Below are 23,795 nucleotides of genomic sequence, written 5' to 3'. Positions count from 1 at the left end.
TCACTTATACCTGATGGCCGGGTTAATGGCGGCGTAGAGCACGTCCACCACTAAGTTGATAAGAATAAACTCCAGCGAAAAAAGCAGGACCTCCGCCTGAATCACCGGGTAGTCTCGCATCTCGACCGAATCGACAAGAAGGCGTCCCAGCCCCGGCCAGTTGAAGACCTTTTCCACCACAATAGAGCCGCCCAACAGGAAGCCAAACTGTAGCCCCATCATCGTAACCACCGGGATCATCGCATTGCGGAACCCGTGCTTGAGAACGACCCACTTCTCGCTCACCCCTTTCGCCCGCGCGGTGCGGATATAATCTTCGCTAAGCACGTCAACGAACGAGGCGCGAGTAAAGCGGGCCATCACCGCCGCAACAGCAGCCCCCAGCGTCATAGAGGGCAGAATATAGTGCTGCCAGGTATCCGCTCCGACGGTTGGTAACCAGCCCAGTTCGACCGAGAAGATCTGCATCAACAGCATCCCCAGCGCAAACGCCGGGAAAGAGATACCGGTCACGGCCAGCGCCATACCGAGCTTATCCGGCCAGCGGTTGCGCCAGACGGCCGCGACAATTCCAGCACCCAGCCCAAACAGTACCGCCCAGCTCATGCTGGCAATCGTTAACCAGAATGTTGGCATAAAACGGCTGGCAATCTCTTCTGACACCGGACGGCGCGACACCATCGAGGTGCCAAAGTCGCCCTGCAGAACGTTGCAGATATAATGAAGAAACTGCATATACATAGGCTGGTCGAGACCCAACTGTTTACGCACCAGGTCAATGACGGTGGCATCCGCTTCAGGCCCCGCAACCAGACGCGCCGGATCGCCCGGCAGCATATGAACAAACAAAAACACCAGCACCGCCACAATCAGCAGCGTCGGGATAAGCCCCAGCAAGCGTTTACAAACATAATTCAGCATGAGTGTTATTTTATATCCGCATCGTCAAAGCTAAAGCCGGTGTCCGGCATGATGTAGAAACCGGTCAACGCTTTGTTATGGGCTGACACCAGTTTCTCGACCACCAGCGGCACCCACGGTGACTCTTTCCAGATAATATCCTGAGCGTCTTTGTAGAGACGCGCTTTCTCATCTGGTTTGGTGGTTTTCAGTGCATCGGCCAGGTCTTTGTCCACCTGCGGGTTACTGTAGAACGCGGTATTGAACAGGGTTGGCGGCCAGTTCTGCGAAGCGAACAACGGTGATAACGCCCAGTCGGCTTCACCGGTCGAGGCCGTCCAGCCGGTGTAGAACATCCGCACGCCGCTCTCTTTTTGCCCTTTACCTTCCACTTCAGCCGCACGCTGTCCGGCATCCATCGCGGTGACCTGCACCTTAATCCCGACCTGCGCCAGCTGCTGCTGAGTGAACTGCAGCACTTTCTGCGCGGTACTGTGATTGTGTGACGACCACAGCGTGGTGCTAAACCCATTCGGGAAACCCGCCTCTTTCAGCAGCTCGCGCGCTTTGGCCGGATCGTACGGCCACGGCTGATAGCTTTGCGCATACGCGATAGCCGGTGGCAGCACGCCGGTCGCAGGAATGGCATAGCCGGCAAAAGCGACTTTCACCAGCGCCTGACGGTTAATGGCATAGTTGATGGCCTCACGTACCTTCGGGTTATCGAATGGCTTTTGCGTTACGTTCATACTGATGTAGCGCTGCATGATGGACGGGCTGGCAACCAGCTCCAGCTTACTGTTTTTCTGCAAAATGGCGGCCTGCTCATACGGGATCGGGAAAGCAAACTGCGCCTCGCCGGTTTGCAGCATCGCCGCACGGGTGTTGTTGTCCACCACCGGGCGCCAGGTAATGGTGTCCAGCTTCGGCAATCCCTGCTGCCAGTATCCAGCGAATTTTTTCACCTTCACAAAATCGGTCTGGTTCCAGGTGAGCAGTTCGTACGGGCCGGTCCCTACCGGATGGAAGCCGATCTCTTTACCGTATTTTTTCAGTGCGGCCGGGGAAATCATTACCGTCGCCGGATGCGCCAGGATGTTGATAAACGCAGAGAACGGCTCTTTCAGGGTGATTTTTACCGTTGTCGGGTTGACCACCTCGGTGCTGGCGATGTTTTTATACAGGTTGTAGCGCTTGAGGCTATTTTCCGGATTACTGGCGCGGTCGAGGTTAACTTTTACCGCCTCCGCATTGAAATCTGTACCATCCTGGAATTTCACGCCGGTTCTGAGCGTGATGGTATACACCAGCCCGTCGTCGGATACGGTGTACCCTTCAGCCAGAACGTTTTTGAGCTTCATCTCTTTATCCAGGCCAAAGAGACCCTGATAGAACGATTTCGCCACCGCCTGAGAGAGCGTGTCGTTGGCATCATACGGATCAAGCGTGGTGAAATTGGAGCCGACGGCCACCACCACATCTTTGGCAGCGAACGCGGGGCCAGCAGCCAGGGCTGCCGTCACGCTCGCAGCTAACATCCATCTACGCGCGACAAATTTAACCATTGTGTTCTCCTGCCTGTTGAATGTTATAGCCGCGAAAAGGCGTTGTCCTGACGCGGGGGGGCCACAAAATGGCCCGGACCGACTTCACGCAGCGTGACTCGCTCTACGGCCTCGCCGCGTTTACGAATATTGCCCGGCATTTCATCCTGCAGCAGCACGCGCTGGCCGTGACGATGCGCCGGATCGGCAACCGGTACAGCAGCAATAAGCTTGCGCGTGTACGGGTGTTGTGGGTTCTCAAACACCGCCCTTCGCGGACCAATCTCCACGATTTGCCCCATCAACATCACCGCCACGCGATGGCTGATGCGTTCGACCACCGCCATATCGTGTGAGATAAACAGGAAGGCGATGCCCATATCTCGCTGTAAATCGAGCAATAAATTGATGATTTGCGCGCGGATAGAGACATCCAGCGCCGAGACAGACTCATCGGCAATCACCACTTTTGGGTTTAACGCCAGCGCACGGGCAATACAAATACGTTGCCGCTGACCGCCGGAAAACTCGTGCGGATAACGCCAGGCATGTTCCGGCTTCAGACCGACGCGTTCCAGCAGCCAGGCCACGCGACGCTGTGCCGCGTCGCCATCGAGCAGGTTATGTACCCGCAGCGGCTCCATAATCGAGTACCCCACCGTATGACGTGGATCGAGGGAGGCATACGGATCCTGGAATATAAACTGGATATCCCGCCTTATCGTCTGCAGCTTACTGTCTGGCAACGTATCAATGCGTTCGCCGTTAAAGGTAATGCTACCTTCCTGAGATTCCACCAGCCGGAGCAACGCGCGCCCGGTAGTGGATTTCCCGCAACCGGACTCTCCCACCAGCGCCAGTGTTTCGCCTGGCCATAAATCAAAACTGACGTTTTCCACCGCATGCACTTCGCGCTTCACGCGATTAAGAATGCCGCTGCGCAGCGGAAAACGGGTGACCAGATCGCGCACCTCCAGAATAGGCCTACCTGGCACCACCGTGTCCTGCTCGCGTTCCTCCACTTCCGGCCCTGTCGCTTCAGGGGAAATCAACGGGAAGCGGCGCGGTAAATCACTACCGTTCATGGCCCCAAGACGCGGAACCGCCGCCAGCAGCGCTTTGGTGTAAGGGTGAACGGGCGCGTGGAAGATTTGCTCAACCGTACCGGTTTCCACCGCGTTGCCCTTGTGCATCACCAGAACGCGATCGGCAATATCGGCGACCACGCCCATATCGTGGGTGATGAAAATCACCCCCATTTCCATCTCCTGCTGCAGCACCTTGATGAGCTGCAGGATCTGCGCCTGGATCGTCACGTCCAGTGCCGTGGTCGGTTCATCGGCGATCAGCACTGCCGGGCGACAGGAGAGCGCCATCGCAATCATCACCCGCTGGCGCATGCCGCCTGAAAGTTGATGCGGATAACGTGCCAGAATGGCTTTCGCCTCCGGAATGCGCACCAGCTCCAGCATCCGTCTGGCTTCTTTGAGTGCTTCATCACCGCTCAACCCCTGATGTAACCGGATGGATTCGGCAATCTGCTCCCCGACCGGGAAGACCGGGTTCAGGGAGGTCATCGGCTCCTGAAAGATCATCGCAATATCCGCCCCGCGCACGCCCTGCATCTGGGCGGCGCTCAGCGTGTTTAAATCAATCACCTGGCGGTTGCGACGGCGCAGGAGCATTTTCTCGCTGCTGATTTGCCCACCTGTCTGTTCCAGCAGGCGCATCAATGCCAGCGCGGTGACCGATTTTCCGGAACCGGATTCACCGACAATCGCCAGCGTTTCGCCGCGCCTGAGCGAGAACGATAAATTCTGTACTGCGGGGATGAACTGCCGCTCTTCCTGAAACGCAATATTCAGTTGATGGACAGCCAGCACTTCGCGGTTGTCCAGCTCTTCACTGTGCGGCACGTGTTGCCCCCTTATTCACGATAGATCCCGGTACTGGGTTCATCACCGGCATATCCCCAGGCGCGGTACATGCCTTCGCTGTTGAACGGCAATGCCACATTGCCCTCATGATCCACCGCAATGAGCCCACCGACGCCGCCGAGCGCAGGCAGTTTTTCCATGACTACCCGCTCGCAGGCCTCAGCCAGACTCAAACCACCGTAATCCATCAGCGCGGTGATGTCATAAGCTGCAAGCGCGCGAATAAACACTTCTCCGGTTCCCGTGCACGACACGGCCGCCGTCGCGTTATTGGCATAGCAGCCGGCACCGGGCAATGGACTGTCGCCGACACGTCCAGGCAATTTGTTGGTCATCCCACCCGTGGAGGTGGCTGCCGCAAGGTTCCCGGCTTTATCGAGTGCCACCGCGCCGACCGTGCCCATTTTGGTGGTTTCATCGAGCGGTGCAGTATGGTCAAGCTGCGTCATGCCCGCCGAACGGGCTTCCAGCAGTTGCTGGTAACGTTCCGGCGTTGAAAACAGGTCAGGAGAAACAGATTCCATTCCGTGTTCACGGGCAAATTTTTCCGCTCCTGCGCCCGTCAGCAGCACATGCGGACTCTCTTCCATGACCAGACGCGCCGCCAGCACCGGGTTCCGTAGATGGCTGACACCTGCCACGGCCCCTGCTTTCAGGGTAATACCGTCCATCACGCAGGCATCCAGTTCGTGCGTTTCATCCCGGGTAAAGACTGAGCCGATCCCCGCGTTAAATAACGGGCACTCTTCCAGCAGACGAACCGCCTCGGTGACCACATCCAGCGCGCTTTCGCCCGCTTCCAGCATTTTCTGGCCCGTTTCCACAATGGAGTACAGCGCGTCAATATAACGCTTTTCCTGTTCTGGGCTGAGTTGTGCACGGGTGATTGCCCCGGCGCCGCCATGAATTGCGATTACCGCATTAACCATTCGCATCACCCATTAGCCTGATTTGCGGCTTTTTCTATAAATATCATTATCGTCGATGAAACTTCAGATGATTTTTGAATATAGAAAGACGTAACTGTGATGTAAAGCGTACACCCATCGGGTCATACAGTTAGCCGCACTTTTCTGCCATAATGAGCGCTTTCGTAGTTACTGTGCTGGAGCCCACCATGGATTTTACCGCCGGACTGATGCCGCTTGAGACGGCACTCACGCAGATGCTTGACCGACTTTCCCCGCTGCATGACGTTGAGACGCTGCCCCTCGTGCGCTGTTTTGGCCGTATTGCCGCTCGCGATATCGTCTCTCCGCTTAACGTGCCGGGGTTCGATAACTCCGCGATGGACGGTTACGCGGTGCGCCTGGCGGATATTCAGACAGGTCAGGCTCTGCCAGTGGCGGGTAAAGCCTTTGCGGGTCAGCCGTTTAGCGGTGAATGGCCTGCGGGCACCTGCGTACGCATCATGACCGGAGCACCTGTTCCGGCAGGCTGCGAGGCGGTAGTGATGCAGGAAGAGACTGAACAGACGGACGACGGTGTGCGCTTTACCGCTGGCGTTAAAGCGGGTCAGAACATCCGCCGCACAGGGGAAGACATCACACTCGGCGCGACAGTCTTTGCTGCGGGGCAGAAATTGACCGTGGGCGAGCTGCCCATACTGGCATCACTCGGCATCGCGGAAATCGACGTCGTTCGCAAGGTGCGCGTCGCTGTATTCTCCACTGGTGACGAGCTGCAGCTTCCGGGCCAGCCGCTGCAGGACGGCCAGATTTATGACACCAACCGTCTGGCGGTACACCTGATGCTTGAGCAACTGGGCTGCGAGGTGATTAACCTCGGTATCATTCCTGATGACCCGGAAAAACTGCGTGCGGCGTTTATCGAGGCGGACAAATCCGCTGATGTGGTCATCAGCTCCGGCGGCGTCTCCGTGGGCGAAGCGGATTACACCAAAACCATTCTTGAAGAGCTGGGTGAAATCGCCTTCTGGAAACTGGCTATCAAACCGGGCAAACCGTTCGCGTTTGGCAAGCTCAAGCACAGCTGGTTCTGCGGCCTGCCGGGTAACCCGGTCTCTGCCGCACTGACTTTCTACCAGTTGGTGATCCCGCTGCTGGCAAAACTTTCAGGCAACCACGCCAGCCCGCTACCGGTACGCCAGCGCGTACGTGCCGCCACGCGCCTGAAAAAATCACCGGGTCGTCTCGATTTCCAGCGCGGTATTCTGGCGCGCAACGCGGATGGCGAACTGGAAGTGAGCACCACCGGACACCAGGGTTCGCATATCTTCAGTTCCTTCAGTCAGGGCAACTGCTTTGTCGTGCTGGAACGCGAACGTGGCAATGTGGAAGCCGGTGAATGGGTTGAGGTTGAGAGCTTTAACCACCTGTTCGGAGGCTAAGATGACGGTGGAACTGACCGACCAGGAGATGATGCGCTACAACCGCCAGATTGTACTGCGTGGTTTTGATTTCGAGGGCCAGGAAGCGCTCAAGGCGGCCAGTGTGCTGGTCGTCGGTCTTGGCGGTCTGGGCTGCGCCGCCGCGCAGTATCTTGCGGCGGCAGGCGTGGGCAGGATGACATTGCTGGATTTTGATACCGTCTCGGTGTCTAACCTGCAGCGCCAGACGCTGCACAGCGATGCGACAATTGGCCAGCCAAAAGTGGAATCTGCACGCACGGCGCTGGCGCGCATCAACCCCAACGTTCAGTTCACTCTGATTAACGCGATGCTGGATGACGACGGGTTGTATGCGCAGATTGCGCAGCACGATCTGGTTCTCGACTGCACTGATAACGTCGCCGTCCGTAACCAGCTAAACGCAGGCTGTTTTGCCCATAAAACCCCGCTGGTTTCCGGCGCGGCGATCCGCATGGAGGGGCAAATCAGCGTCTTCACTTACGCTGAGGGAGAACCCTGCTACCGTTGCCTGAGCCGTTTGTTTGGCGAGAACGCGCTAACCTGCGTCGAAGCGGGTGTAATGGCACCGTTAGTTGGCGTTATCGGGTCATTGCAGGCAATGGAAGCGATCAAAGTGCTGACGCACTACGGCACGCCTGCGGCAGGGAAAATCGTGATGTATGATGCGATGACCTGCCAGTTCCGCGAGATGAAGCTGATGCGTAACCCGGGATGTGAGGTTTGTAGCAAATAAAACATAGGCCGGGTAAGCATAAGCGCCACCCGGCAACAGCATCAGAATCAGATAGACGTCCGGCCAAACGCCCCCTGCCAGTCCTGCTCAAACTTCACAATCGCCGCATCCACGGCCGGAGACGTAATAAACTGTTGCGCCACATCCAGCGGCAGCGTGATGGACTCGCAGCCTGCCAGCAGACAGTCCAGCGCCTGACGCGGCGTTTTAAAGCTCGCGGCCAGCACCTTTGACTGCGGTGCGTGCAGCGTCAGCAACTGCTGTAATTCCACAACCGTCTGGATCCCGTCCCCGCCCTGCGCATCCACGCGGTTAACGTAAGGGGCCACATATTCAGCCCCCGCCAGTGCGGACAGCATCCCCTGCGCAGCGCCGTACACCGCCGTACCCAGCGTCGGGATCCCTTCCGCTTTCAGCATTTTGATTGCCGCCAGCCCTTCCGCCGTCACCGGTACTTTCACGACCAGATCATTAATAATGGCACGTAGCTTACGTGCATCCTCAACCATCCCGTCTGCGGTCGTTGCCATAACTTGTGCAAACAGACGCCCCTTCCCACCCAGTGCGTCGTGCAGTTCCGGGAGCAAAACATCCAGCGGCGTTTTACCCGCCGCAACAATACTTGGATTCGTGGTCACGCCCGCCAGTGGGAAGATACGCGCCAGTTTTTTGACTGCCGCAACGTCAGATGTGTCGAGATAAAGTTCCATGATGTAACCCTCAAAATTAGCCTGCACTTACCCTATCACAGCAAAACCTGCTCAGTAGTTGACCTGCATCAAGATAACTTTCATTCGAAAGTAATTTAATCTTCATATGCAATACGAGAGGCGAAAACATGATCTTCAATATTCAGCGTTACTCCACCCACGATGGCCCCGGTATTCGTACCGTGGTGTTCCTGAAAGGCTGCTCGCTGGGCTGTCGCTGGTGCCAGAACCCGGAAAGCCGCGCCCGCACCCGGGATGTGCTGTTTGATGCGCGCCTGTGTCTGGACGGCTGCGATCTGTGTCAACAGGCGGCCCCGGGTTGTATCGAACGTGCGCTGAATGGCCTGGTCATCCACCGCGAGAAGCTGAGTGAAGAGACGCTTAATGCCCTCACCGACTGTTGCCCTACACAGGCTCTAACCGTGTGTGGTGAAGAAAAGCAGGTCGCAGACATTATGGCAACCGTGCTGCGCGATAAACCATTTTATGATCGCAGCGGCGGCGGGATCACCCTCTCCGGCGGCGAGCCATTTATGAACCCGCAACTGGCGCATGCCCTGTTTAAGGCCAGCCACGAACAGGGTATCCACACCGCCGTTGAAACCTGCCTTCACGTGCCGTGGCACTATATCGAGCCGTCATTACCGTATGTCGATCTGTTCCTCGCCGACCTTAAGCATGTGGATAGCGAGGTATTCAAACAATGGACGGATGGGTCAGCCAAACGGATCCTGGATAACCTGAAGCGCCTCGCGGCTGCCGGGAAAAAAATGACCATTCGTGTGCCGCTGATTCAGGGCTTCAACGCCGATGAAGCCTCTATTACCGCCATTACCAACTTCGCCGCCGACGAACTCGGTGTCGATGATATCCATTTCCTGCCGTATCACACGCTGGGCATGAACAAATACACCCTGCTCGGCCAACCTTACTCTGCCCCTGACAAACCGCTGGATAACCCTGCCCTGCTGGACTTCGCGCAGCAGTACGCCTGCCAGAAAGGGTTAACCGCGACCTTACGAGGATAAACTTATGACCACCCTGAATCTCAACACCCTCAGCGAGCGCATTAAAGCGCATAAAATGGCCCTGGTACATATTGTGAAGCCGCCGGTTTGTACCGAGCGCGCACAGCATTACACCGAGATGTACCAGCAGCATATGGACAAACCGATCCCGGTGCGTCGCGCCCTGGCGCTGGCACATCACCTGGCTGAACGTACCATCTGGATCAAACACGATGAGCTGATCATCGGTAACCAGGCAAGCGAAGTGCGCGCCGCGCCGATCTTCCCGGAATATACCGTCTCCTGGATTGAAAAAGAGATCGACGATTTGGCAGACCGCCCGGGCGCGGGCTTTGCGGTAAGCGAAGAGAACAAGCGCGTGCTGCATGAGATCTGCCCGTGGTGGCGCGGCCAGACGGTGCAGGATCGCTGCTACGGTATGTTCACCGACGAGCAAAAAGGTTTGCTGGAAACCGGCATTATCAAGGCGGAAGGCAACATGACTTCGGGTGATGCACACCTGGCTGTTAACTTCCCGCTGGTACTGGAGAAAGGTCTTGATGGTCTGCGTGCCAAAGTGGCTGAGCGCCGCTCGCGCATCAACCTGACGGTGCTGGAAGACCTGCACGGTGATCAGTTCCTGAAGGCGATTGATATCGTGCTGGAAGCGGTAAGCCTGCACATCACGCGCTTTGCCAATCTGGCGCGTGAAATGGCTGCGACTGAAACCCGCGAAAGCCGCCGCGACGAGCTGCTGGCGATGGCAGAAAACTGTGACGTGATAGCCCATGAACCACCCAAAACCTTCTGGCAGGCGCTGCAGCTGTGCTACTTCATTCAGTTGATCCTGCAGATTGAATCCAACGGTCACTCCGTCTCCTTTGCGCGTATGGACCAGTATCTCTATCCGTACTACCGTCGCGACGTGGAGCTGAACCAGAGTCTTGACCGCGAACACGCCATCGAACTGCTGCACAGCTGCTGGCTGAAACTGCTGGAAGTGAACAAGATCCGCTCCGGCTCGCACTCTAAAGCCTCTGCCGGCAGCCCGCTGTACCAAAACGTCACTATCGGTGGTCAGAAACTGGTGAACGGCGAGCCAATGGATGCCGTAAACCCGCTCTCCTACGCCATTCTGGAATCCTGCGGTCGTCTGCGCTCAACCCAGCCAAACCTGAGCGTGCGTTACCACGCGGGTATGAGCAACGACTTCCTCGACGCCTGCGTACAGGTGATCCGCTGCGGCTTCGGTATGCCCGCGTTTAATAACGATGAAATCGTGATCCCGGAATTCATCAAGCTCGGCGTGGAAAAAGACGATGCGTATGACTATGCGGCAATCGGCTGTATCGAAACCGCGGTGGGCGGCAAGTGGGGTTATCGCTGCACCGGTATGAGTTTCATTAACTTTGCCCGCGTGATGCTCGCCGCGCTGGAAGGCGGTCGCGATGCCACCAGCGGCAAGGTCTTCCTGCCGCAGGAGAAAGCGCTCTCTGCCGGTAATTTCGATAACTTCGAAGAAGTGATGGCGGCCTGGGATAGCCAGATCCGCTACTACACCCGTAAATCTATTGAGATTGAATATGTGGTGGATACGATGCTGGAAGAAAATGTTCACGACATTCTCTGCTCGGCTCTGGTGGACGACTGCATCGAGCGTGCGAAAAGCATCAAGCAAGGCGGCGCGAAATACGACTGGGTTTCGGGTCTGCAGGTGGGGATCGCCAACCTCGGCAACAGCCTGGCGGCGGTGAAGAAACTGGTCTTCGAGCAGGGTACGATTGGTCAGCAGCAGCTTGCCGCCGCCCTGGCAGATGATTTCGACGGGCTGACCCACGAGCAGCTGCGACAGCGTCTCATCAACGGTGCGCCGAAGTACGGCAACGACGACGACAGCGTGGACATGCTGCTGACGCGTGCCTATCAGACCTACATTGAAGAGCTGAAGCAGTACCACAACCCGCGCTATGGTCGCGGCCCGATTGGCGGTAATTACTACGCAGGTACGTCGTCCATCTCCGCAAACGTGCCGTTTGGTGCGGCAACGATGGCGACCCCGGACGGACGTAAGGCGCACACCCCGCTGGCGGAAGGGGCAAGCCCGGCCTCCGGTACTGACCACCTTGGCCCGACGGCGGTGATCGGCTCTGTGGGTAAACTGCCGACGGAAGCGATTCTCGGTGGCGTGCTGTTAAACCAGAAACTGAACCCGTCGACGCTGGAAAACGACAGCGATCGCCAGAAGCTGATGGTGCTGCTGCGCACCTTCTTTGAGGTGCATAAAGGCTGGCATATTCAGTACAACATCGTCTCGCGTGAAACGCTGCTGGAAGCGAAGAAACATCCTGACCAATATCGTGACCTGGTCGTACGCGTGGCAGGCTACTCGGCGTTCTTTACCGCCCTGTCGCCGGATGCGCAGGACGATATTATTGCGCGAACTGAACATACGCTGTAAAAAAACGCCCGGTGGCGCTGCGCTTACCGGGCCTACATTGTCTCCCCGTAGGCCGGGTAAGGCGTAGCCACCACCCGGCTTTTTACTTTCATTCGAAATTAAATTTGTGCTCTCCGTCACCTTGTTATTAGAATGTTTCAAACGCAGTGATCCAGGAGCGCAATGTATGACCGTAAAAGTTATCGTCACCGATATGGACGGAACTTTCCTTAATGATGCCAAGCAGTACGATCGTGACCGCTTCCAGGCGCAGTTTGAACAGCTTAAAGCCCGAGATATTGAATTCGTTGTCGCCAGCGGCAACCAGTATTACCAGCTCATCTCCTTCTTTCCGGAACTGAAAGATCAGATCTCCTTTGTGGCCGAAAACGGCGCACTGGTGTTCGACCACGGCGAGCAGATTTTCCATGGCGAACTGACGCGTCACGAATCGCAAATCGTTATTGGCGAACTGCTGAAAGACAAAGGGCTGAATTTTGTAGCCTGCGGCCTTGAAAGTGCATACGTCAGCGACCAGGCTCCGGAGGCCTTCGTGGCACTGATGTCAAAACACTATCACCGTTTAAAACGCATCAGTGATTACCACGAAATCGACGACGTCCTGTTTAAGTTCTCCCTGAACCTGCCGGATAGCGATATCCCGAATCTTATCGACAAACTGCATGTGTCGCTGGATGGCATCATGAAGCCCGTCACCAGCGGCTTTGGCTTCGTTGATTTGATTATCCCTGGCCTGCACAAAGCCAACGGCATTAGCCGTCTGTTGAAGCGCTGGAAGATCTCCCCGCAGGAGTGTGTGGCTATTGGCGACAGCGGTAACGATGCCGAAATGCTGAAACTGGTGAAATATTCCTTTGCGATGGGCAACGCGGCAGAAAGCATCAAAGAGATCAGCCGCTACAGCACCGACGATAACAATCATCAGGGCGCACTGAATGTCATTCAGGCGGTGCTCGACGAGCATTCTCCTTTCGACGCGTAATCCTCTCCTCGCCGGGGCTTTGCTCCGGCTTTTCCCGGCTTTTCCCTTCTTTTCCATCCTGTGGCACACGTCAAGTTTTTAAACTTGCATTAACTTATTTTTAACTTAAAGTATCACTTGTAGATATTTTTACTTTCGAATGAAAGATTCGAGGCAGTTATGACCTTTACCAGTGAAACTTTGCCAGCAGATCACAAAGCGGCAATCCGTCAGTTAAAACGTGAGTTACGCGCGCAGATCGGTGACGTGCAGGCGGTGTTCAACAAGCTCAGTGATAAAATTGCCACCCGCGTGGCGGAAATCAACGCGCTGAAAAACAAAGGCGAAACCGTCTGGCCGGTGATCCCGTTTGCCGATGTAAAAAACGGCACGATCAGTGCTGAACTGCGCGAAGCCGTTAAACGTCGTGGCTGTGCAGTCATCAAGAACCACTTCCCGCGCGAGCAGGCGCTGGCGTGGGATCAGTCGATGCTCGATTACCTCGATCTCAACAAGTTTGACGAGGTATATAAAGGCCCGGGCGATAACTTCTTTGGCACCTTAACGGCCTCTCGCCCGGAAATTTACCCGATCTACTGGTCGCAGGCACAAATGCAGGCGCGTCAGAGCGAAGAGATGGCACAGGTGCAGTCGTTCCTGAACCGTTTATGGACATTCGAGAGCAACGGTAAAACCTGGTTCGACCCGGACGTGAGCGTAATTTATCCGGATCGTATTCGTCGTCGTCCACCGGGAACCACCTCAAAAGGACTGGGCGCACATACCGACTCCGGCGCGCTGGAGCGCTGGCTGTTACCGGCTTATCAGCAGGTGTTTGCCCGTGTCTTCGACGGCAACGTCGATAAATATGATCCATGGAACGCCGCGCACCGCACCGAAGTGGAAGAGTACACTGTCGATAACACCACCAAATGTTCGGTGTTCCGCACCTTCCAGGGCTGGACGGCACTGTCGGACATGATCCCGGGCCAGGGGTTACTGCACGTGGTGCCGATCCCGGAAGCTATGGCTTACATTCTGCTGCGTCCGCTGCTGGATGACGTGCCGGAAGACGAACTGTGCGGCGTCGCACCAGGGCGTGTACTGCCGATTTCCGAAAAATGGCACCCACTGTTAATCGAAGCGTTAACCAGTATCCCGGCGCTGGAAGCAGGCGATTCCGTATGGTGGCACTGTGATGTTATTCACTCCGTCGCACCCGTGGAAAATCAGCAGGGCTGGGGCAATGTGATGTACATTCCTGCCGCGCCGATGTGCGAGAAAAATCTCGCCTATGCGAAGAAGGTCAAGCAAGCGCTGGAAACCGGCGCATCGCCGGGTGATTTCCCGCGTGAAGATTATGAAAAAACCTGGCAGGACCGCTTTACCGTGAACGATCTCAACATCCACGGCAAGCGTGCGCTGGGCATGGTTTAACTGTCGTATAGCCCTTCCCGCTCAACGGCGGTGCGTCGTTTTCCCTGACGTATCCGCCGTACCGATTCCCGCACGGTCAGCGTGCCGTTAAGCAGCAATGTTCCTACCGGCGCATCCGGGCGCATCAGCCGCTGCTGCAGCATATGTACCGCCTCCGTTCCCAGTTCATCACGGGGGACATGCACGGCCGTCAGAGGAACATCCTGAATCGCCGCCAGATTAAACCCGTCGATACTCATCACCGACACGTCCTGCGGCACGCGAAGACCGTGGTTTTGCAGCGCGCTGATGGTGCCCGCCGCCATAAAGTCGCCGCCCACCAAAAACGCGGTAGGTAAATCCTTCCCCTGCATTTCGTCGAGCCAGTTGCTGACCAGCTGTTCCGTTTCGCGTGCGCTGAAGCTGGGCACCACCAGCAGGTCATGTTTATCGCTGAACTTCAGGTTATGGGACAGCCACGCATCGCGGATCCCCGCCAGGCGCTGCTCCATGGTGTAGCGTCGCAGACACAGCACGTTCATCACCTCACGGTGTCCCATCTCGAACAGATATTCCGCCGCCCGCTCGCCAATGGCGCGATGATCCGGCGCGACGGCTGGCAGACGCATATGGCGGTCACGACAGTTAATCAGCATGCAGGGTTTACCCACATCCACCGCCAGATCGTGGATATGCGGATCGTCGATACCGAGCAAAATGGCGGCCTGGGTATCCGGTTCGTTCATCCGTGCCAGAAAAAGTTGCGCGTCGCTGTCGTTCTCTTCCAGCGCACAGTAGCGTAACCGCACTTCGTGGGATGCCAGTCCTTTACCTACACTCTGGATCACACGGTAGTAAAAGATGTCGGACCGCTCGTCAAACGCCCGCTGGGGGGCAAAAACCACCAGGCTGTTAAGCAGCAGACGCCCTGCCGCCATACCGTCCATCACCCCCAGCTCTCGCGCGCACGCCAGCACCTTTGCACGCGCTTTTTCGCTGGTATTCGCTTTTCCCGCCAGCACACGCGATACAGTGCTGATTGAAAGCTGCGTTCGGGCGGCGATTTCGGTGATTTTTAGCCTTTTGTCCATTTTGTGATCTGGCTCCATTTGCGAAATGAAAAAATTTTCATAGCGTATCTATCAGGCAATAACTGACATAAAAGCCATCATGCCAGAGGGTTCAGGTCAGTTATGAGAAATTTTGCACAAAATCCACTATTGCCTACTCATTTTCTCCCTTAAGGTGAACTTGTCACACAACTTCCATACTAGTTGTATACCAATTGAAGCAGTATAACCGGATAGAAATCAAAGCCATAAAAAACTGTGTGACACCTGAACCTCCGTCCCCTTACCGTCCGTCTTGTGGAGAGTAAAATGAGTCAGGACATCAATAACACTGTTGCGGCAAGCAAAACCCGTCGCGTCATCAAGAACCTGCGCTGGTACGTGCTGGTGCTGTTCTTACTTGGCGTCACTGTTAACTACATCACCCGAAACTCATTAGGGATCCTCGCCCCGGAACTGAAAGAGAGCCTCGGGATCACCACCGAGCAATATTCCTGGATCGTGGGAGCATTCCAGATCGCCTATACCATTTTCCAGCCTCTGTGCGGCTGGTTGATTGACGTCATCGGCCTGAAGATTGGCTTTATGGTCTGCGCCGGGATCTGGGCGCTGATGTGTATTTTCCATGCAGGTGCCGGAAGCTGGCTGCACCTGGCTATTCTGCGCTTCTTTATGGGTGCCTCAGAAGCCGCCGCTACCCCGGCGAACGCCAAAACCATCGGCGAATGGTTCCCGAAATCAGAGCGTCCTGTGGCCGCCGGCTGGGCGGGTGTGGGCTTCTCCATCGGCGCGATGCTGGCTCCACCTATCATCTACTTTGCGCACGCCTCGTTCGGCTGGCAGGGCGCGTTTATGTTTACCGGCGTGCTGGCGCTGCTGTGGGTGATTCTATGGTGGGCGTTCTACTACAACCCGGAACAGCACCCGAACCTGAGCAAAGAAGAGCTGGCGTTTATCAAGCAGGATAACGAACCGCCTGCGGTGAAACTGCCCTTCCTGACCGCGCTGAAAACCGTCTCGAAGAACAAACGTTTCTACGGCATCGCCATTCCGGCCTTTATGGCAGAACCTGCCTGGGCAGTACTGAGTTTCTGGGTACCGCTGTACCTCGCCAAAGAGCACGGTATGGACCTGAAGCAGATTGCGATGTTTGCCTGGTTACCGTTCCTCGCTGCGGATCTCGGCAGCGTGGCGAGTGGTTACCTGACGCGTCTGTATACCCGCCTGTTCGGCTGCTCTCGCGTTAACTCGGTGGTCGCAAGCTCCGTGACGGGTGCGTTCCTGATGATCTCTTTGGGCATCGTCGCCATTACCCGCGACCCATATATCACTATTGTGCTGATCTCCATCGGTGGCTTCGGGCACCAGATCATCTCCTGCATGCTGAGCGCCCTGGTGGTGGAATCGTTTGATAAGGGCCAGATGGCAACCGTCAACGGCATGCGTGGCTCGGCGGCATGGATCGCCAGTTTCCTGTTCTCACTTTTGATTGGTGTGACTGCCGACAAAATCGGCTTTAACCCACTGTTTATTGCCATGGGCTTCTTTGACCTGATTGGCGCTGTCTTCCTGGTAGCATTTATTGCTGAACGTCGCGCCAAGCGCGCCTGATAGTGGATGTAGTGATTATGAAAACCCTGAAAAACTGGACCATTGATACGCAGTCGGCAAACCATCTGGAACTGCTGGTCGATAACCAGCACCGCCTGTGCCTGTATGTGCTGGAAGAGAACCTGTTCCGCGTGCTGATCAAACGCAAAGGCGAACTGGCGCTGGACCGCACCTGGAGCATCGCCCCGGAGCAAGACGTGCCGTGGGAAGGTCGCCGTCGCGATGATTTAAGCGGTTTCACTTGTCCTGCCTGGACGCTGACGCAGCAGGATAAAACGTTAACCGTGGCAACCGAACAGCTTCGCGTGACCGTACACCAGCCGCTGTGGCTCGAATGGCACTACCGTAACGACGCAGGTGAATGGCAACCGCTGGTCAATGACCGTCCGACCAGCGCTTACCTGCTGAATGCCCACGGCGATGGCGTGGCACACTACCTGAGCCGTCGTAAGGACGAGCGCTTTTACGGCCTGGGTGAAAAAGCCGGTGATTTACAGCGTAACGGCAAGCGCTATGAGATGCGCAATCTCGACGCAATGGGTTATAACGCGGCCAGCACTGACCCACTATACAAGCATATTCCCTTCACTATCACCCGTCGTGATGATGTGAGCTATGGTCTGTTCTACGACAACCTGAGCAGCTGCTGGCTGGATCTGGGTAACGAAATTGATAACTACCACACCGCCTACCGCCGCTGGCAGGCGGAAGCGGGCGATATTGATTACTACATCTTCACCGGTAAACGCGTTCTGGACGTCACCAAAGCGTTTGTACGCCTGACCGGGAAAACGTTGTTCGGGCCGAAGTGGAGCCTCGGATACAGCGGCTCGACCATGCACTATACCGACGCACCGGACGCGCAGAACCAGTTGATGAACTTCATTCGCCTGTGCGAAGAGCACGCCATTCCATGCGACTCGTTCCAGCTCTCGTCGGGCTATACCTCGATCAACGGCAAACGTTACGTCTTTAACTGGAACTACGACAAGGTGCCGCAGCCAAAGGTAATGAGCCAGGCATTCCACGACGCGGGGCTGAAACTTGCCGCGAACATCAAGCCGTGCCTGCTGCAGGATCATCCGCGCTATAATGAAGTGGCGGAAAGCGGCCTGTTCATTCGCGATTCAGAAACCGATACCCCCGAACGTTCCAGCTTCTGGGATGACGAAGGTTCTCATCTCGATTTTACCAACCCGCAGACAGTGCAATGGTGGCAGGAAGGTGTGACCACGCAACTGCTGGAGATGGGTATCGACTCCACCTGGAACGACAATAACGAGTATGAGGTATGGGATGGTGAAGCCCGCTGTTATGGTTTCGGTAAAGAGATTGCCATCAAGCATATTCGCCCGGTGATGCCGCTTTTGATGATGCGCGCCTCGCTGGAAGCGCAGCAGCGCTTTGCCCCGGAAAAACGTCCGTATCTGATCTCTCGTTCCGGCTGTGCAGGGATGCAGCGTTACGTTCAGACCTGGAGTGGCGATAACCGCACCAACTGGGACACCCTACGCTTTAATATTCGCATGGGCCTGGGGATGAGTTTGTCCGGACTGTTTAACGTCGGTCACGACGTGGGCGGTTTCTCTGGCGATAAACCGGATGCCGAACTGTTTGTCCGCTGGGTACAAAACGGCGTGATGCATCCACGTTTTACCATTCACTCGTGGAATGACGACCATACCGTTAACGAGCCGTGGATGTATCCCGGTGTCACGCCAGCCATTCGTAGCGCCATTGAACTGCGTTATCGTCTGCTGCCGTATCTCTACACTCTGCTCTGGCAGGCGCATGCTGACGACGAACCGATGCTGCGCCCGACGTTCCTCGACCACGAACACGATGCGCAAACCTTTGAAGAGTGCGATGAGTTCCTGCTGGGCCGCGACATCCTGGTCGCAAGCGTGGTCGAAGCCGGTCAACGCGAACGTCGCGTCTGGCTGCCGGATAATGAAACGGGCTGGTATGACTTTTACACCCATGCATGGTTCTCCGGCGGGCAATGGATCGACCTCGACGCCCCGCTGGAAAAACTCCCTCTGTTGGTGCGCGCCGGGGCCGGTCTGCCGCTCAGTGAACGCATCAGCCATGTGAATGCTGAGAAAGACGACACCCGCGAGCTGAAGCTGTTCCCGGTAAAAGGCGTTGGTACCAGCACCGGTCTGCAGTTTGAAGATGACGGCGAAAGCTGGGGTTACCAGAACGGCAATGCGTTGTGGGTTGAATGGGAAATGGTGTGCGACGGCGCCACCATCAACCTGAAGGTCAACGCGCGCGGGGATTATCGTCCGGCGTGGAAAGCGCTGAAGGTGTCATTACCGGCGGGGGAAAAACGTACGCTGCGGGTGAATGGTGTTGAAGGGAGTGAGTGGGTAGTGTAGTGCGGCCTGATGCCCTCACCCTAACCCTCTCCCACCGGGAGAGGGAATAAAAGCACTACATCTTTCCCTAAGTATTTCGCGCTGCAGGAAGGCGGCAAACCAGTGAATCCCCGGGAGCTTACATAAGTAAGTGACCGGGGTGAACAGGTGAAGCCAACGCATCTGCAGCGTGAAAGACGACGGGAAATTAGCTTTCGATACCTTTACTGCGCAGATAATCTTCATAGTTACCGGTGAAGTCCACCACGCGCTCTGGCGTAATTTCAATCACGCGGGTCGCCAGCGAGCTGACGAACTCACGGTCGTGAGAGACGAAGATCAGAGTCCCCTGATACATCTCCAGCGCCATGTTCAGCGATTCGATAGATTCCATATCCAGGTGGTTGGTTGGTTCGTCCATCACCAGGATATTTGGTTTTTCCATCATCAGCTTGCCGAACAGCATACGGCCCTTCTCACCACCGGAGAGCACTTTAGCTGGCTTTTTGATGTCGTCCTGGCTGAACAGCAGACGCCCCAGAATACTGCGCACCGCCTGCTCGTCGTCGCCTTCCTGCTTCCACTGGCTCATCCAGTCAAAGACGGTCAGGTCGTTTTCGAACTCGTATTCGTGGTCCTGTGCATAGTAACCAATCTGGGCGTTTTCAGACCATTTAACCGTACCGTTATCCGGCTGCAGTTCGCCGACCAGGGTTTTGAGCATGGTGGATTTACCCACGCCGTTAGCACCCAGAATGGCAATTTTCTCACCAACTTCCAGCAGTAAATTGAAATTTTTGAACAACGGACCTTCATCGAAACCTTTAGTAAGGGCTTCCACTTCCAGTGCGTTACGGAACAGTTTCTTATCTTGCTCGAAACGAATGAACGGGTTCTGACGGCTGGACGCTTTGACTTCTTCCAGCTTGATTTTATCGATCTGGCGCGCACGCGAGGTCGCCTGACGGGATTTAGAGGCGTTAGCGCTAAAGCGGCTGACGAAGGACTGCAGGTCAGCAATTTGCGCTTTCTTCTTGGCGTTATCGGCCAGCAGACGTTCACGCGCCTGGGTGGCAGCCGTCATGTATTCATCGTAGTTGCCCGGATAAACGCGCAGCTCGCCGTAGTCCAGATCCGCCATGTGCGTACACACCATATTCAGGAAGTGACGGTCGTGCGAAATGATGATCATGGTGCTGTCGCGATCGTTCAGCGTCTGCTCCAGCCAGCGGATGGTGTCGATGTCCAGGTTGTTCGTCGGTTCATCGAGCAACAGGATGTCCGGGTTGGAGAACAGCGCCTGAGCCAGCAGCACACGCAGTTTCCAGCCAGGCGCGACTTCGCTCATCGGGCCGTAGTGTTGTTCTACCGGAATGCCGACGCCCAGCAGCAGTTCACCTGCACGCGCTTCCGCAGAGTAACCGTCCATCTCACCGTATTGCGTTTCCAGTTCGGCCACTTTATAGCCGTCTTCTTCGCTCATCTCGGCCAGCGCGTAAATACGGTCGCGCTCTTGTTTTACTTCCCACAGCTCCGCGTGTCCCATGATCACCGTGTCGAGCACAGTGAATTCTTCGAAGGCGAACTGATCCTGACGCAGCTTACCGATGCGCTCATTAGGATCGAGCGATACGTTGCCGAGCGTCGGCTCCAGGTCACCGCCAAGAATTTTCATAAAGGTGGATTTACCGCTACCGTTGGCACCAATCAGGCCGTAACGGTTGCCGCCGCCAAATTTGACGGAAATGTTTTCGAACAGCGGCTTACTGCCAAACTGCATAGTGACGTTGCTGGTAACTAACACGGAGAGATTCCTGCGAAAAGTGTGATAAACACGGCATTATGCCACAATTCCGAATTGAGATCCCCTGTTGCCGCAATCCACTAAACTTTAACAAAATCGAAAAAAGTGTGATTTCGTACACATCTGAATTCCCTGTTAGCGGGAATGCACATATAATGCGCTCCCATCAAATTCAGACTTATTCAACTAATCGCCAGAGTGGCTCAGATACCTCGCATAACATGAACATGAAATTAACAACGCTTTTTGCGGCGGCGTTAGCCGTAGTAGGTTTTTGTAAGACCGCGTCTGCGGTGACTTATCCGCTGCCAACCGACGGTAGCCGTCTGGTGGGTCAAAACCAGGTGGTGACGGTGCCTGAGGGCAACACTCAGCCACTGGAGTATTTCGCTGCACAGTACCAGTTGGGCCTGTCCAACATGCTGGAAGCGAACCCGGGCGTTGACCCGTATCTGCCGAAAGCAGGTACCGTGCTGAATATTCCACAGCAGCTGATCCTGCCGGATACCGTTCATGAAGGTATCGTGATTAACAGTGCGGAAATGCGTCTGTATTACTACCCGAAAGGCACCAACACCGTAATCGTGCTGCCGATTGGTATCGGCCAGTTGGGTAAAGACACCCCGCTGAACTGGACCACCAAAGTTGAGCGTAAGAAAGCAGGCCCAACCTGGACACCTACTGCCAAAATGCACGCGGAATACATCGCTGCGGGCGAACCGCTGCCAGCCGTTGTTCCGGCAGGCCCGGATAACCCAATGGGTCTGTACGCGCTGTACATTGGCCGTCTGTATGCGATCCACGGTACCAACGCTAACTTCGGTATCGGCCTGCGCGTCAGCCACGGCTGTGTGCGTCTGCGTAACGAAGACATCAAATTCTTGTTCGAAAACGTACCTGTCGGCACGCGCGTGCAGTTCATAAACGAACCGGTGAAAGCCACGTCTGAGCCAGATGGCAGCCGTTACATTGAAGTGCACAACCCGCTGTCCACCAGCGAAGATCAGATCAACAATAACGAAATCGTACCGGTTACGCTGAACAGCGCAGTGCAGTCAGTGACCTCTCAACCGGACGTAGAGACGACGATTGTTGACCAGGCCGTTCAGAACCGCTCTGGTATGCCGGTGCGTTTGAACTAATCAAACAGCTCCACTGAAGCCTCTTAATAAGACCCCTAATTTTTGGGGTCTTATTGCTCTTCAACGCCCTCATCATGTCTGAAAAGCAATTATTGTCGTAAGTCCCATTCTTGCCATTTTATGCTAACCCAGCGGGGTTACATCCCATCATATAAGTGTTATGATGCGCGTACTTGTAAAATCAGTTTAATCTGTATTTATCAGGTTTTTTTATTTCCTGGAGCCCGTTCAGTTTGATGATCAGTATTAATTTAACAACAACAAAATCGCGCCTTTATCTCTGTTCGCAAACAGTGTGGTCACTGACGAACCAGAGTAAGAAGGTAGATCAAATTGTTGTGTGGGTCTCCAGCACACCTTATCTCAGTGACGAAGGCATCACTGAAGAGCCTGAATGGGCGCAGAAAATTCGCCAGACGGGCACCAATCTGGTCTTTAAGTGGGTTAAAAACACCGGGCCTTATCGAAAATTGTTTCCGGCGCTACAAGCAGCAGACGAAGACGATATTCTGATTTATGCTGACGACGACGCTATCTACAACGAAATTTGGGCGGAAACACTGCTGGATGATTTTTATCGCCACAATCAGGAATTTGTGGTGGCAGCGCGTGTGCGAGAAACGGTAAAAAAGAAGAAAGATCTTCTTGATACCTATCGTAATTTCCCACTTATCACGGTCCCAAAAGTCGTTGAACAGAACTATATCATCACGGGTCTCGGCGGTGTTGTACTCAAGAAGAGAATGATCCCGGAATATTTCCATTATAACGAGGACTTCATTAAGGTTTGTCCTCGCGCGGATGATATTTGGATCAGCAAACTGATTCAGCTAACCAAAACTCCTGTCTATGTTTCTGCGCAAAGTATTCGTTTTGTTCATGAAATAATCCATGACTACGGTTTATCACGTGACAATACCAGCAAAATAAAACGTTCCTGGCTTCAAAAAGTCCGTTTAACGTTCAAACCGGGTCAAATCCAGCATCTGTGTCAGAATGATCTTTATATACAAGACACCGACAGCTATTTCGAGTCGTGTGCCTGACAGAGTAGCTAGCCGTTATTGACGATCACGATCCCACCATGATCGTAACGATAGTGACAGTGGGCATACTCCAGTGGTGTGCCATCCTCCAGATAAATAACCTGCTCCACTTCCAGCACAGGGTCGCTCTGCTCGCAGACCAGATGTTGTCTGTCCAGCGCATTCGGTTTTAACGCCCGCACAATCCGGTACGACCCCATAATTTTCAGCCCCAGCGTCTCCTGGACATACTGAAATACCGAGCCCTCAAGATGGTTTTTCGTCAGGCCGGGGACCAGGTTCATTGGCATCACCGTTGAATCCAGCGACATGGGTTCTCCGTTGAGCAAACGTAAACGAATAAAGTCATAGACAGGCGCATCGGCGTTAATCATCAGCGATGCCTGCTCTTTCTCGTTCGGGAAACGCAGCTCAAAGTGCACCACCTGGCTGGTCACCGTTCCCAGATGTTCCCACGTTTTAGTCGCCCCAAAGTAGTCACTGCCAGAGAGATCCCATTGCGAAAGCTGAAGGAAATTTTTGCGAATAAACGTCCCCTGTCCCTGGCGGGTATAGACAAGTCCTTCCACGATCAACTGCCGCATCGCCTGCTGGATGGTCATCCGGCTGGAGTTGAACTCCGCCGCCAGCGCAAACTGATCCGGCAGCGGTTCATTGGCGGCATATTGCTGGCTGATAATGCGTTTCTTAATTTCCCGCGCTATGGTGATGTACTTCGCCGCCAT

General features: G+C 55.3%; 17 protein-coding genes and 1 pseudogene. 10 read left to right on the top strand and 8 right to left on the bottom strand.

All coding sequences use genetic code 11. The features are described 5' to 3' along the window. From gsiC to iaaA, 4 genes and pseudogenes are all read right to left on the bottom strand, one after another. Complete coding sequence (gsiC, locus tag V6E55_RS02645) at positions 1 to 921, bottom strand: glutathione ABC transporter permease GsiC (protein WP_114978471.1); 921 nt, start codon at positions 919 to 921, stop codon at positions 1 to 3. A gap of 5 nt (positions 922 to 926) precedes the next feature. Then, positions 927 to 2,465 carry a glutathione ABC transporter substrate-binding protein GsiB gene (gene gsiB, locus V6E55_RS02640; protein WP_316942111.1) on the bottom strand — a complete coding sequence of 513 codons (1,539 nt, stop codon included), beginning with the start codon at positions 2,463 to 2,465 and terminating at the stop codon, positions 927 to 929. Positions 2,466 to 2,488: 23 nt separating this feature from the next. Next, a complete protein-coding gene (gsiA, locus tag V6E55_RS02635; RefSeq protein ID WP_129996374.1) occupies positions 2,489 to 4,360 on the bottom strand; it encodes a glutathione ABC transporter ATP-binding protein GsiA in 1,872 nt (623 codons plus the stop codon). Beyond that, positions 4,347 to 5,310 (bottom strand): annotated as a pseudogene (gene iaaA / locus V6E55_RS02630) (beta-aspartyl-peptidase). The gene gsiA and the pseudogene iaaA overlap by 14 nt, the downstream one beginning before the upstream one ends. A gap of 188 nt (positions 5,311 to 5,498) precedes the next feature. On the opposite strand from iaaA, the gene moeA reads away from it, so the two are divergent. Continuing rightward, on the top strand, positions 5,499 to 6,731 hold the full coding sequence (moeA, locus tag V6E55_RS02625; protein ID WP_114978467.1) for a molybdopterin molybdotransferase MoeA: 1,233 nt from the start codon (positions 5,499 to 5,501) through the stop codon (positions 6,729 to 6,731). A 1-nt stretch (position 6,732) separates the two neighbouring features. Further along, positions 6,733 to 7,485, top strand: a complete 753-nt coding sequence (moeB, locus tag V6E55_RS02620; protein WP_316942109.1) for a molybdopterin-synthase adenylyltransferase MoeB — start codon at positions 6,733 to 6,735, stop codon at positions 7,483 to 7,485. Between the two features lie 47 nt (positions 7,486 to 7,532). Here moeB and fsa read toward each other — a convergent pair whose 3' ends face one another. Further along, positions 7,533 to 8,195, bottom strand: a complete 663-nt coding sequence (gene fsa, locus V6E55_RS02615) for a fructose-6-phosphate aldolase (protein ID WP_114978465.1) — start codon at positions 8,193 to 8,195, stop codon at positions 7,533 to 7,535. Positions 8,196 to 8,323: 128 nt separating this feature from the next. On the opposite strand from fsa, the gene V6E55_RS02610 reads away from it, so the two are divergent. The 4 genes from V6E55_RS02610 to V6E55_RS02595 all read left to right on the top strand — a co-directional run bounded on the left by V6E55_RS02610 (position 8,324) and on the right by V6E55_RS02595 (position 14,058). Next, positions 8,324 to 9,223, top strand: coding sequence for a glycyl-radical enzyme activating protein (locus V6E55_RS02610; protein ID WP_114978464.1), 900 nt, complete (start codon positions 8,324 to 8,326; stop codon positions 9,221 to 9,223). 4 nt (positions 9,224 to 9,227) lie between these two features. Next, positions 9,228 to 11,660, top strand: coding sequence for a formate C-acetyltransferase/glycerol dehydratase family glycyl radical enzyme (locus tag V6E55_RS02605; protein WP_316942108.1), 2,433 nt, complete (start codon positions 9,228 to 9,230; stop codon positions 11,658 to 11,660). Positions 11,661 to 11,826: 166 nt separating this feature from the next. Then, complete coding sequence (locus tag V6E55_RS02600; RefSeq protein WP_114978462.1) at positions 11,827 to 12,642, top strand: Cof-type HAD-IIB family hydrolase; 816 nt, start codon at positions 11,827 to 11,829, stop codon at positions 12,640 to 12,642. A 159-nt stretch (positions 12,643 to 12,801) separates the two neighbouring features. Continuing rightward, complete coding sequence (locus tag V6E55_RS02595) at positions 12,802 to 14,058, top strand: DUF1479 domain-containing protein (protein WP_316942107.1); 1,257 nt, start codon at positions 12,802 to 12,804, stop codon at positions 14,056 to 14,058. Here the strand turns inward: V6E55_RS02595 and V6E55_RS02590 are convergent. After that, a complete protein-coding gene (locus tag V6E55_RS02590) occupies positions 14,055 to 15,128 on the bottom strand; it encodes a LacI family DNA-binding transcriptional regulator (RefSeq protein WP_316942106.1) in 1,074 nt (357 codons plus the stop codon). The two genes, V6E55_RS02595 and V6E55_RS02590, sit on opposite strands and share 4 nt — an antisense overlap. A gap of 288 nt (positions 15,129 to 15,416) precedes the next feature. Between V6E55_RS02590 and V6E55_RS02585 the strand changes: the two genes are divergently transcribed. After that, positions 15,417 to 16,718: an MFS transporter gene (locus V6E55_RS02585; protein WP_114978459.1), complete on the top strand. Its 1,302-nt coding sequence runs from the start codon at positions 15,417 to 15,419 to the stop codon at positions 16,716 to 16,718. 17 nt (positions 16,719 to 16,735) lie between these two features. Next, a complete protein-coding gene (locus V6E55_RS02580) occupies positions 16,736 to 19,099 on the top strand; it encodes a glycoside hydrolase family 31 protein (protein ID WP_316942104.1) in 2,364 nt (787 codons plus the stop codon). A 187-nt stretch (positions 19,100 to 19,286) separates the two neighbouring features. Here V6E55_RS02580 and V6E55_RS02575 read toward each other — a convergent pair whose 3' ends face one another. Next, on the bottom strand, positions 19,287 to 20,882 hold the full coding sequence (locus V6E55_RS02575) for an ABC-F family ATPase (protein WP_316942103.1): 1,596 nt from the start codon (positions 20,880 to 20,882) through the stop codon (positions 19,287 to 19,289). A 221-nt stretch (positions 20,883 to 21,103) separates the two neighbouring features. Here V6E55_RS02575 and ldtB point away from each other — a divergent pair, with 221 nt between their 5' ends. Beyond that, entirely contained in the window at positions 21,104 to 22,024 is a 921-nt protein-coding gene (ldtB, locus tag V6E55_RS02570) for a L,D-transpeptidase (RefSeq protein WP_129996383.1), read from the top strand. Positions 22,025 to 22,260: 236 nt separating this feature from the next. Beyond that, positions 22,261 to 23,070, top strand: coding sequence for a glycosyltransferase (locus V6E55_RS02565; RefSeq protein WP_316942159.1), 810 nt, complete (start codon positions 22,261 to 22,263; stop codon positions 23,068 to 23,070). A gap of 8 nt (positions 23,071 to 23,078) precedes the next feature. On the opposite strand, the gene V6E55_RS02560 is transcribed toward V6E55_RS02565, so the two are convergent. Continuing rightward, complete coding sequence (locus V6E55_RS02560; RefSeq protein ID WP_129996384.1) at positions 23,079 to 23,795, bottom strand: GntR family transcriptional regulator; 717 nt, start codon at positions 23,793 to 23,795, stop codon at positions 23,079 to 23,081.

The sequence above is a fragment of the Enterobacter sp. 342 genome (genome assembly GCF_036663495.1).
Lineage (GTDB): Bacteria > Pseudomonadota > Gammaproteobacteria > Enterobacterales > Enterobacteriaceae > Enterobacter.
This window is presented reverse-complemented; position numbering and strand designations above follow the sequence as displayed.

Excerpts from the sequence above, each read along its gene's own strand:
- V6E55_RS02560 (WP_129996384.1), bottom strand. The coding sequence starts at position 23,795 with ATGGCGGCGAAGTACATCACCATAGCGCGGGAAATTAAGAAACGCATT.
- V6E55_RS02580 (WP_316942104.1), top strand. The coding sequence starts at position 16,736 with ATGAAAACCCTGAAAAACTGGACCATTGATACGCAGTCGGCAAACCAT.
- fsa (WP_114978465.1), bottom strand. The coding sequence starts at position 8,195 with ATGGAACTTTATCTCGACACATCTGACGTTGCGGCAGTCAAAAAACTG.
- V6E55_RS02590 (WP_316942106.1), bottom strand. The coding sequence starts at position 15,128 with ATGGACAAAAGGCTAAAAATCACCGAAATCGCCGCCCGAACGCAGCTT.
- ldtB (WP_129996383.1), top strand. The coding sequence starts at position 21,104 with ATGAACATGAAATTAACAACGCTTTTTGCGGCGGCGTTAGCCGTAGTA.
- V6E55_RS02585 (WP_114978459.1), top strand. The coding sequence starts at position 15,417 with ATGAGTCAGGACATCAATAACACTGTTGCGGCAAGCAAAACCCGTCGC.
- V6E55_RS02595 (WP_316942107.1), top strand. The coding sequence starts at position 12,802 with ATGACCTTTACCAGTGAAACTTTGCCAGCAGATCACAAAGCGGCAATC.
- gsiC (WP_114978471.1), bottom strand. The coding sequence starts at position 921 with ATGCTGAATTATGTTTGTAAACGCTTGCTGGGGCTTATCCCGACGCTG.
- V6E55_RS02610 (WP_114978464.1), top strand. The coding sequence starts at position 8,324 with ATGATCTTCAATATTCAGCGTTACTCCACCCACGATGGCCCCGGTATT.
- moeB (WP_316942109.1), top strand. The coding sequence starts at position 6,733 with ATGACGGTGGAACTGACCGACCAGGAGATGATGCGCTACAACCGCCAG.
- moeA (WP_114978467.1), top strand. The coding sequence starts at position 5,499 with ATGGATTTTACCGCCGGACTGATGCCGCTTGAGACGGCACTCACGCAG.
- V6E55_RS02600 (WP_114978462.1), top strand. The coding sequence starts at position 11,827 with ATGACCGTAAAAGTTATCGTCACCGATATGGACGGAACTTTCCTTAAT.
- gsiB (WP_316942111.1), bottom strand. The coding sequence starts at position 2,465 with ATGGTTAAATTTGTCGCGCGTAGATGGATGTTAGCTGCGAGCGTGACG.
- V6E55_RS02565 (WP_316942159.1), top strand. The coding sequence starts at position 22,261 with ATGATCAGTATTAATTTAACAACAACAAAATCGCGCCTTTATCTCTGT.
- V6E55_RS02605 (WP_316942108.1), top strand. The coding sequence starts at position 9,228 with ATGACCACCCTGAATCTCAACACCCTCAGCGAGCGCATTAAAGCGCAT.